This is a genomic window from Bradyrhizobium jicamae, from assembly GCF_018130695.1.
GTDB classification, from domain to species: Bacteria; Pseudomonadota; Alphaproteobacteria; order Rhizobiales; family Xanthobacteraceae; genus Bradyrhizobium; species Bradyrhizobium jicamae_B.
Map to the genome: position 1 here is coordinate 43,492 of NZ_JAFCJX010000044.1, position 16,217 is coordinate 59,708.

17 protein-coding genes are annotated in these 16,217 nt (G+C 64.9%); 6 read left to right on the top strand and 11 right to left on the bottom strand.

The window, feature by feature from the left end; all coding sequences use genetic code 11:
• Positions 1-156 precede the first annotated feature (156 nt).
• Entirely contained in the window at positions 157-1,077 is a 921-nt protein-coding gene (locus tag JQ604_RS38635) for a polyprenyl synthetase family protein (protein ID WP_212365990.1), read from the top strand.
• A gap of 19 nt (positions 1,078-1,096) precedes the next feature.
• Positions 1,097-1,777 (top strand): DUF1345 domain-containing protein, encoded by a 681-nt coding sequence (locus JQ604_RS38640; RefSeq protein ID WP_212365991.1) that lies wholly within the window; start codon positions 1,097-1,099, stop codon positions 1,775-1,777.
• Between the two features lie 205 nt (positions 1,778-1,982).
• Here JQ604_RS38640 and JQ604_RS38645 read toward each other — a convergent pair whose 3' ends face one another.
• From JQ604_RS38645 to JQ604_RS38665, 5 genes are read right to left on the bottom strand one after another with little or no spacing between them, the layout of a single operon-like run.
• Complete coding sequence (locus JQ604_RS38645; RefSeq protein WP_212365992.1) at positions 1,983-2,702, bottom strand: ribonuclease activity regulator RraA; 720 nt, start codon at positions 2,700-2,702, stop codon at positions 1,983-1,985.
• A 31-nt stretch (positions 2,703-2,733) separates the two neighbouring features.
• A complete protein-coding gene (gene araD / locus JQ604_RS38650; RefSeq protein ID WP_212365993.1) occupies positions 2,734-4,470 on the bottom strand; it encodes an L-arabinonate dehydratase in 1,737 nt (578 codons plus the stop codon).
• Positions 4,467-5,330 (bottom strand): ABC transporter permease, encoded by an 864-nt coding sequence (locus tag JQ604_RS38655; protein ID WP_212365994.1) that lies wholly within the window; start codon positions 5,328-5,330, stop codon positions 4,467-4,469. The genes araD and JQ604_RS38655 overlap by 4 nt, the downstream gene beginning before the upstream one ends.
• Positions 5,331-5,341: 11 nt before the next feature.
• A complete protein-coding gene (locus JQ604_RS38660; RefSeq protein ID WP_212365995.1) occupies positions 5,342-6,106 on the bottom strand; it encodes an ABC transporter ATP-binding protein in 765 nt (254 codons plus the stop codon).
• 4 nt (positions 6,107-6,110) lie between these two features.
• The gene (locus tag JQ604_RS38665) at positions 6,111-7,085 is read right to left on the bottom strand and encodes an ABC transporter substrate-binding protein (protein ID WP_249159304.1); all 975 of its coding nucleotides are present in this window, start codon (positions 7,083-7,085) and stop codon (positions 6,111-6,113) included.
• A gap of 142 nt (positions 7,086-7,227) precedes the next feature.
• Here JQ604_RS38665 and JQ604_RS38670 point away from each other — a divergent pair, with 142 nt between their 5' ends.
• The 3 genes from JQ604_RS38670 to JQ604_RS38680 all read left to right on the top strand — a co-directional run bounded on the left by JQ604_RS38670 (position 7,228) and on the right by JQ604_RS38680 (position 11,862).
• Complete coding sequence (locus tag JQ604_RS38670; protein WP_212365997.1) at positions 7,228-7,947, top strand: GntR family transcriptional regulator; 720 nt, start codon at positions 7,228-7,230, stop codon at positions 7,945-7,947.
• A gap of 182 nt (positions 7,948-8,129) precedes the next feature.
• A complete protein-coding gene (locus tag JQ604_RS38675) occupies positions 8,130-8,561 on the top strand; it encodes a response regulator (protein ID WP_212365998.1) in 432 nt (143 codons plus the stop codon).
• 193 nt (positions 8,562-8,754) lie between these two features.
• Entirely contained in the window at positions 8,755-11,862 is a 3,108-nt protein-coding gene (locus JQ604_RS38680; RefSeq protein WP_212365999.1) for a PAS domain S-box protein, read from the top strand.
• 177 nt (positions 11,863-12,039) lie between these two features.
• Here JQ604_RS38680 and JQ604_RS38685 read toward each other — a convergent pair whose 3' ends face one another.
• A complete protein-coding gene (locus JQ604_RS38685; protein ID WP_212366000.1) occupies positions 12,040-12,675 on the bottom strand; it encodes a response regulator transcription factor in 636 nt (211 codons plus the stop codon).
• 153 nt (positions 12,676-12,828) lie between these two features.
• Here JQ604_RS38685 and JQ604_RS38690 point away from each other — a divergent pair, with 153 nt between their 5' ends.
• The gene (locus tag JQ604_RS38690; protein WP_212366001.1) at positions 12,829-13,137 is read left to right on the top strand and encodes a hypothetical protein; all 309 of its coding nucleotides are present in this window, start codon (positions 12,829-12,831) and stop codon (positions 13,135-13,137) included.
• 157 nt (positions 13,138-13,294) lie between these two features.
• Here JQ604_RS38690 and JQ604_RS38695 read toward each other — a convergent pair whose 3' ends face one another.
• From JQ604_RS38695 to JQ604_RS38715, 5 genes are all read right to left on the bottom strand, one after another.
• Positions 13,295-13,612, bottom strand: a complete 318-nt coding sequence (locus JQ604_RS38695) for a PilZ domain-containing protein (protein WP_212366002.1) — start codon at positions 13,610-13,612, stop codon at positions 13,295-13,297.
• A gap of 3 nt (positions 13,613-13,615) precedes the next feature.
• Entirely contained in the window at positions 13,616-14,479 is an 864-nt protein-coding gene (locus JQ604_RS38700) for a CheR family methyltransferase (RefSeq protein WP_212366003.1), read from the bottom strand.
• A gap of 35 nt (positions 14,480-14,514) precedes the next feature.
• Positions 14,515-14,904, bottom strand: a complete 390-nt coding sequence (locus JQ604_RS38705) for a response regulator (protein WP_212366004.1) — start codon at positions 14,902-14,904, stop codon at positions 14,515-14,517.
• 43 nt (positions 14,905-14,947) lie between these two features.
• Positions 14,948-15,421, bottom strand: a complete 474-nt coding sequence (locus JQ604_RS38710; protein WP_212366005.1) for a chemotaxis protein CheW — start codon at positions 15,419-15,421, stop codon at positions 14,948-14,950.
• A gap of 79 nt (positions 15,422-15,500) precedes the next feature.
• The coding region (locus tag JQ604_RS38715; protein ID WP_212366006.1) for a response regulator at positions 15,501-16,217 on the bottom strand (717 nt) is incomplete at its 5' end.

Consider the following 16,217-nt stretch of genomic DNA (forward strand, 5'->3'; position numbering starts at 1 on the left):
GCGGGAGCCAGCCGAAATGGGCCGGGATGGACGTCTAGCTGGATAATTCACGGTTTTTCCAGCACTTTTAAGGCGTCATCTGCCCTCCATCTGGAATTGACGAAGCCGGCGCCATCAACGATTGTCCGGCCGAAAATCGATCTGGAGCAATTCTTAATGACGACCGGTACTGCAGAGTTTTCACGGCGGCTGGACCAGACCGCGGAGGATACCGAGGCCCTGCTCGCGAAGTTGCTGTCGGATGCGACAGTATCGGATGAGATCGTGCGCCCGAAGCGGCTGATCGAGGCGATGCGCTATTCCAGCCTCGGCGGCGGAAAACGGCTGCGGCCGTTCCTGGTGGTCGAGAGCGCGGCCGTGTTCGGCGTGCCGCGCGAGGCCGCGCTGCTGGCCGGCGCTGCGCTGGAATGCATCCACTGCTACTCGCTGATCCACGACGACCTGCCGGCGATGGACAATTCCGACCTGCGTCGCGGCCGCCCGACCCTGCACAAGGCCTATGACGACGCCACCGCGATCCTCGCCGGCGACGCGCTGCTCACGATCGCCTTCGACATCATCACCCGCGACGAGATCCACAAGGACGCCAATGTCCGACTGCTGCTGACCCGCGCGCTGGCGCGTGCGTCCGGCATCGGCGGCATGGCCGGCGGCCAGATCCTCGATCTCGCCGGCGAAGGCCGCTTCGGCGATCGCGAGCCGGTCGACGTCGCCCGCCTGCAGCAGATGAAGACCGGCGCGCTCTTGCGGTTTGGCTGCATCGCCGGCGCGCTGCTCGGCCAGTCCACGCCGAAGGAATACCAGGCGCTCGACGATTACGGCAAAGCGCTCGGCGAAGCCTTCCAGATCGCCGACGATCTGCTCGATGTCGAGGGCGATGCCGCGGCCCTCGGCAAGCCGGCCGGCGCCGATGCCGCGCTCGGCAAGACCACCTTCGTCACCCAGCTCGGCATCGAGGGCGCCAGGCAGCGCGTGCGCGACCTGCTCGCGCGCGCCGACGCGGCACTGTCGATCTTCGGCAGCAAGGGCGACGTGCTGCGCGCCGCCGCGCATTTCGTCGCCGAGCGGAAGAACTGATCCAGGTCGCGGGCTCCGGATGAACAAGGAATTCGAAGAACACCTTGTTCGCTTCCGGAAGCTGCCGATGCCGGCGCGCGTGGTCATGAGTCGGCCGCGCACCTTCATCGCACTCGGCTTCGGCATTCTCGCTGCCCTGGTGCTGCCGGAAGCACCGCGGCTGGTGACGCGGATTCTCGTTGGCTGGGACGCTTTCGCTGCGCTCTATCTCGTGCTGGCTTATGCGATGATGCTGCGTTGTGGCATCGCCTATATGAGGCGCAGCGCCGCGATGCAGGACGACGGGCGTTTCCTGATCCTGCTGCTCACGGCCTTCGGCGCGCTCGCAAGTCTCGCCGCGATCGTGTTCGAGCTCGGCGCGTCCGGCAAGAGTCGGGCCGGGCTGGTGTTCGCCGTCGTCACCATCGCGCTGTCATGGACGGCGGTCCACACCGCTTTCGCCTTGCACTACGCCCATGAGTTCTACCGCGGCAACAAGCCCGGCGGCCTGCAATTCCCCAGCGGCGACGAGCATGCCGACGCCGACTATTGGGACTTCGTCTATTTCTCGTTCATCATCGGCATGACCGCGCAGGTCTCCGACGTCGGCATCACCGACAAGATCATCCGCCGCACTGCGACCGTGCACGGCATCATCTCCTTCGTGTTCAACACCGCGCTGCTGGCGCTGATGGTGAACATCGCGGCGAGCGCGATTTAGCGTGACGAGATAAGGTCGAGCAGCGATCGCAACTGCGCCCCCTCGCCCCGTTCTTCACGGGGAGAGGGTTGGGGTGAGGGGCTCTATCCGCGAAAGCGGTGATAGCGGCATTCGTGGAGACTCCCCCTCACCCGGAACGCATCTGGCGATGCGTTCCGGCCTCTCCCCGCACGCGGGGCGAGGCGAAGAAAGTGGCCGCGGCGTCTTATCTTCCGTTCGCCTTTCGCCAGGCGGCAAAATCCTTCAGCGTCTGTTCGTCGGTCGCCGGATAAAGCCCGAAGATGCCGCGGCCCTTGTGGACTTCCTCGGTGACGAAATCCTCGAACGCGGTCATCTCGAAGGTCTCGTTGGCGATCTCATCAGCAAGATGGGCGGGGATCACGATGACGCCGTCGCTGTCGCCAAGGATGACGTCGCCGGGAAACACCGGCGCATCGCCGCAGCCGATCGGCACGTTGATCTCGATCGCCTGATGCAGGGTCAGATTGGTCGGCGCGCTGGGGCGGTGGTGATAGGCCGGGAAGCCGAGCCGCGCGATCTCGGCGGAATCGCGAAAGCCGCCGTCGGTGATGACGCCGGCGCAGCCGCGCTTCATAAGCCGCGTCACCAGGATCGCGCCGGCCGAGGCGGCGCGTGCATCCTTGCGGCTGTCCATCACGAGCACCGCGCCGGGCGGGCAATCCTCAACCGCCTTGCGCTGCGGATGCGAGCGGTCGCGGAACACCTCGATCGTGTTGAGGTCCTCGCGCGCCGGCATGTAGCGCAGCGTGAAGGCCTCGCCGACCAGCGTCGGCTGGTCGGGGCTGAGCGGATACACGTCCTGGATCATCTGGATGCGCAGGCCGCGCTTGAACAGCGCGGTCGCGACGGTGGCGGTCGAGATGGTCTTGAGCTTGTTGCGGGTGGCTTCGCTCAGTTTTGACATGGTGTGTGGTCCAATCGTCTTTCTCGGATAACTAGTAGATCGATGGCTCGCCGACCGGCTTGCCGAAGCCGGTCTCGAGGAAATCGAAATCGCAGCCTTCGTTCGCCTGCTTGATGTGCCTGGAGAACATCCAGCCATAGCCGCGCTCGAAGCGCCGCTCGGGCGCCTTCCACGCGGCGCGGCGCTTGGCCAGCTCCGTATCCGGCACATCGAGATTGATGGTGCGCGCGGCGACGTCGAGCGTGATGCGGTCGCCGTTCTGCACCAGCGCCAGCGGACCGCCGATGTAGGACTCCGGCGAGACGTGCAGGATGCAGGCGCCGTAGGAGGTGCCGCTCATCCGCGCATCCGACAGCCGCACCATGTCGCGCACGCCCTGCTTCACGAGTTTGGTCGGAATCGGCAGCATGCCCCATTCCGGCATGCCCGGCCCCCCTTGCGGACCGGCGTTGCGCAGGATCATGACGTGATCCGGCGTGACGTCGAGATTGGGATCGTCGACCGCCTTCTTCATCGCGGGATAATCGTCGAACACCAGCGCAGGTCCCGTATGCTTGAGGAAGCGCGGATCGCAGGCGCTCGGCTTGATCACGCAGCCGTCGGGCGCAAGATTTCCCTTCAGCACCGCCAGCGCGCCCTCGGCGTAGATCGGGTTGTCGACGCTGCGGATGACGTCGTCGTTGTGGACCTCGGCCTGCGCGATGTTGTCGCCGAGCGTCCTGCCCGTCACCGTCATGCAGTCGAGATGCAGATGCGGCTTGATGCGGGTCATCAGGCCGGGCAAGCCGCCGGCATAGAAGAAATCCTCCATCAGATAGGCATCGCCGCTCGGGCGGACATTGGCGATCACGGGGACCTTGCGGCTGGCCTTCTCGAAATCGTCGAGCCCGATGTCCTGGCCGGCGCGGCGCGCCTGCGCGATCAGATGGATGATCGCATTGGTCGAGCAGCCCATCGCCATCGCGACCGTGATCGCGTTCTCGAATGCCTTGCGGCTCTGGATCTTCTGCGGGGTCAGATCCTCCCACACCATCTCGACAATGCGGCGGCCGGCTTCCGAGCTCATGCGGATATGGTTGGCATCCGCCGCGGGGATCGACGAGGCGCCCGGCAAGGTCATCCCGATCGCTTCAGCGATCGCGGTCATCGTCGACGCCGTGCCCATGGTCATGCAGGTGCCATAGCTGCGGGCGATCCCCGCTTCCATGTCGATCCAATCGCGGTCCGAAATCTTTCCGGCGCGCCGCTCATCCCAGTATTTCCAGGCGTCCGAGCCCGAGCCGAGCGTCTTGCCCTTCCAGTTGCCGCGCAGCATCGGACCGGCCGGCAGATAGATCGTCGGCAGGTTCATGCTGGTGGCGCCGAGCAAGAGGCCCGGCGTGGTCTTGTCGCAACCGCCCATCAGCACCACGCCGTCGACGGGATGGCCGCGCAACAGCTCCTCGGTGTCCATCGCCAGCATGTTGCGATAAAGCATCGTGGTCGGCTTCAAGAGCGACTCCGACAGCGACAGCGCCGGCAATTCCATCGGAAAGCCACCGGCCATCAGCACGCCGCGCTTGACGTCGTCGACCCGGCTCTTGAAGTGCATGTGGCAGGGCTGCGCGTCCGACCAGGTGTTGACGATCGCAATCACCGGCCGGTCCTTCCACTCCTCCGGCGCGTAGCCCATCTGCATCGCGCGCGAGCGATGCCCGAAGGCGCGCAGATCGTCGGGCGCGAACCAGCGGGCGCTGCGCAATTGATCGGGGGTCTTGTTCTTGCTCATGATTGCGTACCCCATTTCTGGACAGTGTTCTTCTCGATGGTACGGAAGATCAGGTTCTCGACGATGAGACCGATGATGATCACCGTCAACAGACCGGCGAACACGGCAGGAATGTCCAGCAGGTTGCGGTTCTCGAAGATGAACCAGCCGAGCCCGCCCTGCCCGGAGGAGACGCCGAACACCAGCTCGGCCGCGATCAGCGTGCGCCAGGCGAACGCCCAGCCGATCTTCAGTCCCGTGAGGATCGAGCCGAACGCCGCCGGGATCAGGATTTTTGCGACATAGGGCAGTCCGCGCAGGCCGTAATTGCGGCCGACCATGCGCAGCGTGTTCGACACGCTCTTGAAGCCCGAATGGGTGTTGAGCGCGACCGGCCACAGCACCGAATGGATCAGCACGAAAACGAGACTGCCATTGCCGAGCCCGAACCAGATCAGCGCCAGCGGCAGCAGCGCGATCGCCGGCAGCGGATTGAACATCGCGGTGATGGTTTCGAGGAAGTCGGTGCCGATCCGGGTCGAGATTGCCAGGATGGTGAAAACGGCGGCGAGCACAATGCCGGCGCTGTAGCCCATGAACAGCACCTTCAGCGACGCCCAGGCGCGCATCGGAATGGTGCCGTCGCGCACCTTGTCGAACAGCGTCTGCACGGTGTCGTGGAAGGTCGGGAACAGCAGCGGATTGTCGAGCAGGGTGCCGTAGATCTCCCAGACCGCGGCCAGGAAGATGATGATGACGCCCTTGCGGACGAAGCCGTCGTTCCAGAGCAGCTCCCACGTCGTCAGCTTGCGCTCGACCTCGGTCGTGACGGCGGCCGATGCGGCAGCCTGGTCGCGCAGCAGGATTCTCGCCTCGCCCATCGCGCGCTCCCTTAATGCGCTGTTGCTTCGTCGGCGAACAGCAGATCGTGGATCTGTTGCTCGAGCCGCGCGGCGCTGCCGTCCTCGCTCGAGACCTGGTCGACATCGACGATCTCGGCCTTGACCCGGCCCGGATGCGGCGACAGCAAGAGAATGCGGTTGCCGATCTTGATGGCTTCCGCAATCGAATGGGTCACGAACAGCACGGTGAATTTGGTTTCGGACCAGAGCTGCAGCAGCTCGTCCTGGCAGGTCCGCCGCGTCAGCGCGTCGAGGGCCGCGAACGGCTCGTCCATCAGCAGGATGTCCGGCTCCATCGCCATGCCGCGCGCGATCGCGACGCGCTGCTTCATGCCGCCCGACAGCGTGTGCGGATAGCCGTCGACGACGCGGGTCAGCCCGACCTTCTCGATGTAGGCGCGGGCGCGCCCCTCGGCCTCCTTCTTCGGCAGCTTTCGCGCGGTGACCAGCGGGAACATGACGTTCTCCAGCACCGTCTTCCAGGGCAACAACTGGTCGAATTCCTGGAAGATCATCATGCGATCGGCGCCGGGCTCGGAGATCTCGCGGCCCGAAATCCGCATCTTGCCCTCGCTCGGCGTCATGTAGCCGCCGACCGCCTTCAGCAGCGTGGACTTGCCGCAGCCGGAGGGGCCGAGCAGCACGAAGCGGTCGGAGCAATCGACCGAGAACGACACCCGTTCGGTCGCGGTGATCACTGCGCTCGAGGTCTTGTAGCGCAGCGTCACGTCGCTGACGTCGAGAAGCGGCGTCATCGGATCAGCTGCCCTTCAGATCGTGCGCGAGCGGCAGATAGTAGTCGGTCCAGGCCTTCGGCAGCGTCTTCAGGGTGCCGGTCTTGTGCAGATGGGTGGCGAATTTCATCGTGCCCTGCGGCTGCAGGTTCCACTCCATCATGCCGGGCTCCTTGAGCCAGGCCAGCAGATCCTCGACCGAGGTCTTGTCGCCGGTGATCTCCTTGTAGATCTCGACCGCGGTCCTGGTGTCGTTGCGGATCAGGTCTGTCGCTTCCTTGGTGGCATCGCGCACCGCCTGGACGATCTTCGGATTGGCATCGGCGAATTTGGTCGTGGTGAAGAACTGCGCCTGGCTGAGTGGACCACCCATCACATCGGGCGAACTCAGCACGACATGCGCGCCCGGCACGTTCTTCAGCTCCAGGAAGGTGAAGGGCGGAATCGAGAAGTGGCTGTGCACCTCGTGCTGCGAATTGGACAGCGCCGCATAGGCGTCGGGATGGCCGAGCTGCACGGTGTTGGGATCGAGTTTCGCCCACTGATCGGCGCCGAAGGCTTCGGCGGCCGCGATCTGCAGCACGATCGCTTGCGTCGAGACCTTGACCGTCGGCACCGCGATCTTGTCGCCCGGGCCAAAATCCTTGATCGACTTGATCTTCTCGTCGCGGCTGATCAGCGTCATCGGCTGTGCCGACGTCGCGCAAATGCCCTTCACGCCGCCGCGGGTGCGGTCCCACAGCAGCAGGAGATTGCCGGTGCCGGTGTTGAGGATGTCGACGCCGCCCGCGAGCAGCGCATCGGTCTGTGCGCCGCCGCCGGAGAAGGTGATCCATTTGGTGGTGATGCCGGGCACACCAAGCGCCGCGGCGTGCTTCTCGATCAGCTTCTGCTTCTCGATGATGTGAGTCGGCATGTAGAAAATGCCGGGCTGTCGCGACAGCGAGATTTCGGTCTTGGCCTGTGCCAGCGCCTGGCCGGCGGAGAGCGCCACGCCCATCACAGCAATCGCGGCGGCGAGACCCCGCGTCCATTTCCTGTTCATTGCCTTCCTCCCGCGATCCCTTTGCGTTGACCGTTGTTGACAGATGCACTAATGTATTAGTGCATTTGAAGCAAGCCCCCTCTTGCCGGTTCGTCAGATGGCCGCACCCCAGACCGCGCCCCGTCGCGCCATTCCGCGTTCGTCCGCGCGGCTCGACCGCGATCGGCAGGCTGCCCCGCAGGTGTTCGAGCGGCTGCGCGGCATGATCATCTCGCTGGAACTGCCTCCGGGATCGCCGCTGTCACGCGCGGAACTCGCAGCCCAGTTCGGCGTCAGTTCGACCCCCATTCGCGATGCGCTGATGCGGCTCGACGAGGAGGGGCTGGTCGAGGTGTTCCCGCAATATGCGACCGTGGTCAGCCGCGTCGACGTCCGCCTGGCCCAGCAGGCACATTTCCTCCGGCAAGCCGTCGAGCTCGAGATCGTGCGCCAGCTGGCGTCAAAGCCGGACACCGCACTGGTCGCTGCGCTGAACAAGACGATCGCGCGGCAGCAGCAATTCGCCAAGGCCGGCGACTTCCAGCGCTTCATGCTCGCCGACAACGAGTTCCACGCCCAGCTCTATGCGGCGGCCGACAAGCAGGACATCTGGGCGCTGGTGGTCAGCCGCAGCGGCCATATCGATCGTCTGCGGCGGCTGCATTTGCCCTCGCCCGGCAAGGCGCAGGACATCCTGCGGCATCACCGTCTCATCGCCAAGGCGATCGAAGCCGGCGCGCCCGATGAGGCGCAGAAGCATCTGCGCACCCATCTGTCGGGAACCCTGAGCGAACTGGCGCAGATCCGCGCGCGCTACCCTGAGTACCTCAGCGATTGAACGCGAATCCCCTCTGGGTGTCTCCTGGTTGCCGATATGCACGATATCGTGCATATACACGCGAGTTAACGACCCGTCCACCATCCGCAATGGAACGCGTTGTGGCACGAACGTGTTGCAGCAGAATGCAGACTCAGTGAACCTGTTTGCGTTTTTCACGTCATTCAGCGCGGAGACTGTGATTGGCAAAAATCCTGATCGTGGACGACGACACGGCGGTGCAAGTCACGATCCGATTGCTGCTCGAACGGGCCGGACACAGCGTGGTCACGGCCAATGACGGGCGCAAGGGATTGGCGCAGTTCGAGGCCGGCGACTTCGACCTGCTGTTCCTCGACATCTTCATGCCCGGCATGGACGGCTTCGAGACCATGCGGATGGTGCTGCAGCAAAAGCCGCTGACGCCCATCATCGTGATCTCGGGACGACCGATGCCGTCGGATTCCGGCCCCGACTTCCTGACCATGGCGGTGAAGCTCGGCGCGGTATCGAGCCTGCAGAAGCCATTCAAGCCGCCGGAGTTGCTGGCGACGGTCGCGCGGAGTCTCGAGACGGCCAAGGAGCGATCCTCGGCCACGGCAGGCGCAGGCAACAGCGTTGCCTCCTGCCACTGAAGGGCACCAAAGCGTTTTCAAGCGAAGCCTGCCCCGCACTTGATGCGGGATGGAAGCCGCTTCGCGTCAAGAAAACGCGTCAAAAAAAGAAGCCAGAGCTCCGTTCCGATTCCATCGCAACGGAAATGGCTCTAGCATCCGGTCGTCCTGCCACATCGCACGCCCGGACCGGGGGAAGGCTGCGAATGCAACGATGACGCTGACGACCAGGCTTGCCATCGCGATGATTGCGCTGGTTGCGATCGCGGTCGCCGCGGTCGGATGGCTCAGCTATCGCAGCCTCGAACAGGCCGTCGTGCCGCGGATGCTCGACCGGATCGAGACCCATTCGCGCTTCATGGCCGCCGATCTCGACGCCCATGTTCGCTCCGCCCCCGGCGACGTCACCACCTTCACCGGGCTTGCCGCGGTCGGCGGAATGATGCGCGCCCGCCTCAATGGCGGGATCGATCCGATCGACGGCACCACCGAAGCCGTGTGGCGCGAGCGGCTGGAAGGCCGGCTCGTCGCGCAGATGGCCATCAAGCCGGCTTATGCGCTGCGCTTCATCGGGATCGCCGACGGCCATCGCGAGATCGTCCGGATCGATCGCTCAGGGCCGAACGGCAAGGTTCGCGCTGTCACGGAAGCGGAGCTGAAGCAGGTCGGCAGCACCTATTTCGACGAGACGATCAAGCTCGCCCCTGACGGGATCTACGTCTCGCCGGTCGGTCTCAACGAAGAGAATGGCGTGATCGACAGCCCGCCGGTGCCGACCATGATCATCGCCAAGCCGGTGCTGGCGCCGGACGGCAAGCCCTATGGCATCGTCGTCGTCAATATCGACATGCGACCGCCGCTCGACCGCATCCGCGCCTCGGGGCGTGCCGGCGAGCATGTCTATGTCGTCGACAGCAGTGGCAACTATCTCGTCAATCCCGACCGAGCCAAGGAGTTCGGCGCGCAGCAGGGTAAACCGACCAACTGGTCGAGCGACCTGCCCTATCTGGCCGCCGCGCGCGGCGCCGCTTCGAGCCTGTCGACCATGATCACGGATCAGGCCGGCCAGCTGAACGGCGTGGCGCTGACGCCGGCCCAGCTGGCCGGCCGGCAATGGGCCGCCGTGATCGAGGTCGTGCCGTATGGCGTGTTCATGGGGCCGGCGATCGCGATCCGCAACACGACGGTCCTGATCGGCCTGCTGGCGGTGCTCGCCGCCGCCGTGCTGGCCGTGCTGATCGCGCGCTCGTTGACACGGCCGATCACCCGGCTGACCGCAGCCGTCGAGGGCGTTGCGAACCGCGGCACAGCCGCGATTCCCGTCGACGCCAGCGGCGAGACCGGCGTGCTGGCGCGCGCTTTCGTCCGCGTGATGGATGAAGGCAATGCCAAGACGGTGGCGCTGGAACACGAGATCGCCGAGCATCGCCGCACCGAGCAGGTGCTGCGGCAGCAGTCGGAAGAGCTGCGCCGCATCTTCGAGACCTCGCAGGATCTCATCATGGTGATGGATTCCCGAGGCAGCATCGTCCAGATCAGTCCGAGTTGCGCGACCATTCTCGGCTATTCCGCGAAGGACATGATCGGCCGCACCGGGGTCGATTTCATCCATCCCGATCACCTCGACAATTCGCGCGAGGAGATGCGGGCGCTGCGCCGCGGCGAGCACCCGACGCTCGCCGACACCCGTTGCGTCCACGCCGATGGCAGCGAGGTCTGGCTGTCCTGGCTCGGCACCTGGTCGGAGCCGGCGCAACGCTACTTCTTCGTCGGCCGCGACATGACCGAGAGCCGCCGCGTCCAGCAGGCGGTTCGCGACAGCGCCCAGATGGCGCGCGGCATCATCGATGGCGCGCTCGACGCCTTCGTGCAGATCAGCCAGAGCGGCGTGATCCGCGACTGGAACACGCAAGCCGAGAAGATGTTCGGCTGGACGCATCAGGAAGCGATCGGGCGTAACGTGTTCGAGATCATGGGACGGCCGGACGGCCCCGTGAAATCGGCGCTCGCCGGCTTCCTGAAGGCCGGCAGCGGTGAGGTGCTTCAACCGCGCCGCGAGGTGCAGATCAGGCGGCGCGACGGCACCGAGTTCACCGCAGAGCTGAGCATCACCGCGCTGAAGACCCGCGATGGTTTCGTGTTCAACGGCTTCGTGCGCGACCTCACCGACCAGCTCGCGGCCGAGGAGCGGATCAAGCAGGCCGAGAAGATGGAAGCCGTCGGCCAGCTCACCGGCGGCATCGCGCACGACTTCAACAACATCCTGACCGTCATCACCGGCACGATCGAGATCCTCGGCGACGCCGTGAAGGAGCAGCCACAGCTCCTCGCAATCACCCGGATGATCGACGAGGCCGCCTCGCGCGGCGCGGACCTGACCCAGCACCTGCTGGCGTTCGCCCGCAAGCAGCCGCTGGAGCCGCGCGACATCGACATCAACGCGCTGGTCGTCGACACCACAAAACTGCTCAGGCGGACGCTCGGCGAGCAGGTCGAGATCCAGTCGGTGTTCGAGGACGAGGCCTGTCTCGCCCTCGTCGACCCCAACCGGCTCGCCAATGCGCTGCTCAATCTCGCATTGAACGCCCGCGACGCCATGCCACACGGCGGCAAGCTCGTCATCGAGACCGCCTCCGTGGTGCTGGACGAGGGCTATGCCGGCCTGCACGGCGACGTCAAACCGGGCCGCTACGCCATGATCGCGGTGAGCGACACCGGCAGCGGCATTCCAGCCGATATGCTCGACAAGGTGTTCGATCCGTTCTTCACCTCGAAGGGGCCGGGCAAGGGCACCGGCCTCGGGCTCTCGATGGTCTACGGCTTCATCAAGCAGTCCGCCGGGCACATCAAAATCTACAGCGAGCAGGGCCACGGCACCACGATCAAGATGTACCTGCCGCCGGCCTCAGGCGCCACGCTTGCGGCTGATGACGCCGTAACGGCGCAGCTCGCGGGCGGGAACGAGACCATCCTCGTGGTCGAGGACGACAAGCTGGTGCGCGACTACGTGCTGACGCAACTGCATTCGCTCGGCTATGTCACGCGCGAGGCAGGCAATGCGGCGGAGGCGCTTTCGATCGTCAAGGCGGGCCAGCCGTTCGATCTGCTGTTCACCGACGTGATCATGCCCGGCCTCAACGGCCGGCAGCTCGCCGATGAATTGTCGAAGATCAGACCCGACCTGAAGGTGCTCTTCACCTCGGGCTACACCGAGAACGCGATCATCCATCACGGCCGGCTCGATGAGGGCGTGCTGCTGCTGCCGAAGCCGTACCGCAAATCGGAGATGGCCGCGATGATCCGCAAGGCGCTCGGGGAGTAGTTCCGGCCGAAACGAGGCTGAACTGAAACGGTACAGGAGGTCCACCTCTCCCTTGGGAGAGGTCGATTTGCGTAGCAAATCGGGTGAGGGGTTCCGGTCTATCGAGAGAGCAAGAACCCTCACCCGGATTGCTTCGCAATCCGACCTCTCCCCGCTGGGGAGAGGTGAAAGAGAAGATCAGGCCTGGCGCTGCGCCGTCATCACGATGCGGACGAGATCGGCGGCGTTGCGGGCGCCGAGCTTCTTCATGATGTTGGCGCGGTGATCCTCGATCGTGCGCGGGCTGATGCCGAGATGGCGCCCGGCCTCCTTGTTGGAGGCGCCCGAGGTGAACTGCTCGAGCACCTCGCGCTCGCGGCGCGTCAGCGGCTCACGGCCGGGGAAGTGCAGCGTTGCAATGCGCGATCCGGAATTCTCGCCCTTGCGGCGGGCATAGGCATCGATCGCCTCGTTGAGACGGCCGACGATCTCGCTGCCGCGGAACGGCTTCTCGATGAAATCCAGCGCGCCGTTCTTGATCGCCGTGACGGCCATCGCGATGTCGCCCTGTCCGGAGATCATGAAGATCGGCGCCGGATAATCCTCGCCATGCAGCTCCCTCAGGATATCGAGACCGGATTTTCCGGGAATGTGCACGTCGAGCAGGATGCAGGATGGGGTCCGCGATCGCGCGACCGACAACAGCGCGGCACCATCGGCGAAACAGATCACCTGATAGCCGGCCGCCGACAGCACCATGGACAGCGTATCGCGCACGGCGGGATCGTCATCGACTACAAAAATCTCCCCGCGGGGAGAACCATTCTCAGCCATGTCTCATCGTCCATCAGGTGTGAAGCGTGATGCGCCCGCGCGTAACGAATCCCGGATCGTTGCCGATCAATGGACCCGTATTTGTACGGGACGATGGCTTAACGCACAAGTAGCACCGCGTTCCCTAAAAGCAGAGGCAGTGGAGAAACATGCATGGCAAATGCAGCAGGCGGTGACCTCTCGGTGCAGTCCGACCCAGCGAGCGACGCGTATCGCTCGATCGTCTCCGACCTCACCTCGCTGATCGGACACGTCCAGGCCAGCTTGCGGCTGATCGAGGCTGCCATCGCGCGCGAGACATTGCTCGCCGAACAGGATGCCGCCGCCAATGTCATCGTACTGGATGACGTCACCCCACGTTACATGGAAGCCTCGACCGCGCTCAAGGCCTGCGATGCCGGGCTGCTGGTCGCGCTTCGCTCGCTGATCGAGTCCGAGCCGCCTCCACACCGCCTCAACTGACCGGTGGACCGGCAATGCGGCCCGCGGCGGCCGCAACGCCCAAAGCTCTGACGGCGATATGGGCGGATGCCTGCTGGCGTGCGAATGGGCAACCGCGCAGAGCTGCCGGTTGGTTCCCGACGTCCGAACCCGAACCCCGGCCCCTGTCGCGGGCGGCTCAGGCGCTCACCGCTTCCTTGGCCGCAGCTCCGCGCCTTTTGCCCTGTTTGCCCTTGACGAAGGCGATGTCCATCTCGGTGCCATTGACGCGGACCAGCTCGCAGCGCCGGTAGGCGAGTCCGGTCGACGACAGCAGCAGGAAGAATTCCTTGAGGTTGAGGCCCTGGATGGAACCCTCGACCGTCAATTCCGCATCCGTGTCCGAAATGGCGTTGAGCACGCAATCGCGACGCCAGGTGCCGTCGATGGCCATGATGCAGACATCATAGCCCCGGCTGAACGTCACGCGCTCAACGCCCTTATTCTCCTCGGCCATCGATCACCGCCCCGCCGCGACCCGCGGCATCGTCAGCGCCGGTGCCGCCTGGGCGCGTGCGCTGTTCGGACGATACAGGCCGCGCTTGTCGGGGAACGGCTTGAACGTGTCGGTCAAGCCGACCACCGTTTCCGCCGCGCCGAGCACCAGGAAGCCATCGCCCTCCACCGACCTGGCGAGCCGGTTGAAGATGTTGATCTTGGTGTCCTGGTCGAAATAGATCAGCACGTTGCGGCAGAAGATCACGTCGAAGGTACCGAGCTGCGAGAAATCGTGCAGCAGATTGAGCTGGCGGTGCTGCACCATGGCGCGCAGCTCCGGATTGACCTGCCAGGTCTCACCCGACTGCTTGAAGTACTTGACCAGCATCTGGATCGGCAGGCCGCGCTGCACCTCGAACTGGCTGTAGATGCCGGCTTTGGACTTCTCCAGCACCTCGTTCGACAGGTCGGTCGCAACGATCTCGACGCGCCAGCCGGCGAGCTGCGCGCTCATTTCCTTCAGGCACATCGACAGCGAATAGGGCTCCTGGCCGGTCGAGCCGGCCGCGCACCAGATCCGCACGCTCTTGCGCGCTGCGCGCGCCTTCAGCACCTCCGGCATGATGGTGTCGCGGAAATGGTCGAACGGCACCTTGTCGCGGAAGAAGAACGTCTCGTTGGTGGTCATGGCTTCGACCACCTGGGCGATGTGGGAGGACGAACCGCCCTTCATCCTGGCCACCAGGTCGGGAATGCCGGCGAGACCCGCCTTGCGGGCCAGCGGCAGCAGGCGGCTCTCGATCAGATATTGCTTGTCGGCAGACAGATCGAGACCGGATTGATCTTTCAGGAGCTTACGCAGGTACTCGTAATCAGCGGGGGTCACTGGAGCCTCTCAGGCACAAATGGTTGAACTGGATCTCAAGCGACGGTCGGTTCAGGAAGCGGGACCAGCCCGACTTCCTGAAACTTGGCGGCGATGATGTCCTTGTCGAACGGCTTCATGATGTACTCGTTCGCCCCCGCATGGATCGCGCGCGAGATGTGGTCGATGCCGTTTTCAGTGGTGCAGAACACCACCTTCGGCGCATCGCCGCCGGGCATGCGGCGCAGATGGCCGAGGAATTCGTAGCCGTCCATCACAGGCATGTTCCAGTCGAGCAGCACGGCCTCGGGCATCGCCTGCTTGCAGGCCTCGAGCGCCTTCGCGCCGTCCTCGGCCTCGACGATCTGGAAATCCATCCCTTCGAGGATGCGGCGGGCGATCTTCCGCACCACGCTGGAATCATCGACAACAAGACACGTTCGCATCGTTTGGCCTCCTTGTTGAACCAGTTGGCGAGCGCCCGAGGCGCTACGCCGCGTTTGCCACCTTGGGCGCGAGTTCGAGCACGCGATCGACATCGAGGACGACCATGAGCTGGCCGTCGAGACGGTGGACGCCGCCGGCGAGCTTGGCCATGCGGGGATCGAGGTTGACGGGGTTCTCTTCCTTGCTCGCCTCGGACAGCCGCAAGACCTCGCCGATCTGGTCGATCAGCAGGCCATAGGACTCGCCGCGCAGGTCGACGCCAACCGCCATCGGCGGCTTGCCGTCATCGGCCTTGGGCAAGCCGAGCCGGGCACGCATGTCGACCACGGTGACGATGCGGCCGCGCAGGTTGAGCACACCCGCGATCTCGGAGGAGGACAGCGGCACCCGCGTCAGCCGCTCCGGCATGAACACGTCCTGGACGCGGGAGATCGGCAGGCCGAACAGCTGCCCGCCAATCACAGCGGTGACGTATTCGGCCATCGCCCCTTCGCTCGTCTCGATCTTGGTCGTCATCGGTCTCGTTCCGTTCAGTCTGTTGTTTTGAGCATGATCTATTCGGAAAACCGGTTCCCACTTTTCCGGATCATGCTCGTCACGCCGCTCGCCGCATCTCGGCGGTCTGTTCCTTCAGCGCCGCGATCAGCCCGGGGCGGTCGAACTTGGCGACATAGTCGTGGAAGCCGGCCTGCCGCCCGCGCTCGATCGCCGCCGGCGACACCATCGCCGACAGCGCGATGATCGGCAGCTGGCTGTAGTTCTGGTCGGAGCGGATGCTCTCGGCGAACTCGAACCCGTTCATGTCGGGCATCTCGATGTCGGTCAGCACCACGTCGAAGGTTTGCGCGCGCAGCGCCGCAAGGCCCTCCTGCGCATTCGGCGCGGTCCGCACCTTGTAGCCGGCGGCCTTCAGGACCGGCGCCAGCATGTTGCGGAAGAAGGCGCTATCGTCGACCAGCAGCACCGACTGCGACAGTGCCGAGGTCTTCATCTCCTTGCGCGAGAACCAGTCGGCAAACGCCATCGGCAGGAAGTGGCCGACGTCGATCACCTCGGTGGCCTGGCCCTTGATCACGGCCGAGCCCAGGATGCCCTCACTCGAGCCGGCGACCTCGATATGCAGCCGCTCCTCGACGATGTCGATGATCTCGTCGACCACCAGCCCCATCGAGCGGCCGTCGTCGGCGAACACCAGGATCGGCTGCGAGCCCTGCGTCTGCACCTGGACCCCGGCCATCTGCACCAGCGGCATCAGCTGCTCGCGGTACTGCACCATGTAGCGGCCGTTCGAGAGCTCGATCTTGTCGGTGGC

Coding starts and splice junctions, on each gene's coding strand:
- JQ604_RS38635 (WP_212365990.1), top strand. CDS start 157: ATGACGACCGGTACTGCAGAGTTTTCACGGCGGCTGGACCAGACCGCG.
- JQ604_RS38640 (WP_212365991.1), top strand. CDS start 1,097: ATGAACAAGGAATTCGAAGAACACCTTGTTCGCTTCCGGAAGCTGCCG.
- JQ604_RS38645 (WP_212365992.1), bottom strand. CDS start 2,702: ATGTCAAAACTGAGCGAAGCCACCCGCAACAAGCTCAAGACCATCTCG.
- araD (WP_212365993.1), bottom strand. CDS start 4,470: ATGAGCAAGAACAAGACCCCCGATCAATTGCGCAGCGCCCGCTGGTTC.
- JQ604_RS38655 (WP_212365994.1), bottom strand. CDS start 5,330: ATGGGCGAGGCGAGAATCCTGCTGCGCGACCAGGCTGCCGCATCGGCC.
- JQ604_RS38660 (WP_212365995.1), bottom strand. CDS start 6,106: ATGACGCCGCTTCTCGACGTCAGCGACGTGACGCTGCGCTACAAGACC.
- JQ604_RS38665 (WP_249159304.1), bottom strand. CDS start 7,085: ATGGGCGTGGCGCTCTCCGCCGGCCAGGCGCTGGCACAGGCCAAGACC.
- JQ604_RS38670 (WP_212365997.1), top strand. CDS start 7,228: ATGGCCGCACCCCAGACCGCGCCCCGTCGCGCCATTCCGCGTTCGTCC.
- JQ604_RS38680 (WP_212365999.1), top strand. CDS start 8,755: ATGACGCTGACGACCAGGCTTGCCATCGCGATGATTGCGCTGGTTGCG.
- JQ604_RS38685 (WP_212366000.1), bottom strand. CDS start 12,675: ATGGCTGAGAATGGTTCTCCCCGCGGGGAGATTTTTGTAGTCGATGAC.
- JQ604_RS38690 (WP_212366001.1), top strand. CDS start 12,829: ATGGCAAATGCAGCAGGCGGTGACCTCTCGGTGCAGTCCGACCCAGCG.
- JQ604_RS38695 (WP_212366002.1), bottom strand. CDS start 13,612: ATGGCCGAGGAGAATAAGGGCGTTGAGCGCGTGACGTTCAGCCGGGGC.
- JQ604_RS38705 (WP_212366004.1), bottom strand. CDS start 14,904: ATGCGAACGTGTCTTGTTGTCGATGATTCCAGCGTGGTGCGGAAGATC.
- JQ604_RS38710 (WP_212366005.1), bottom strand. CDS start 15,421: ATGACGACCAAGATCGAGACGAGCGAAGGGGCGATGGCCGAATACGTC.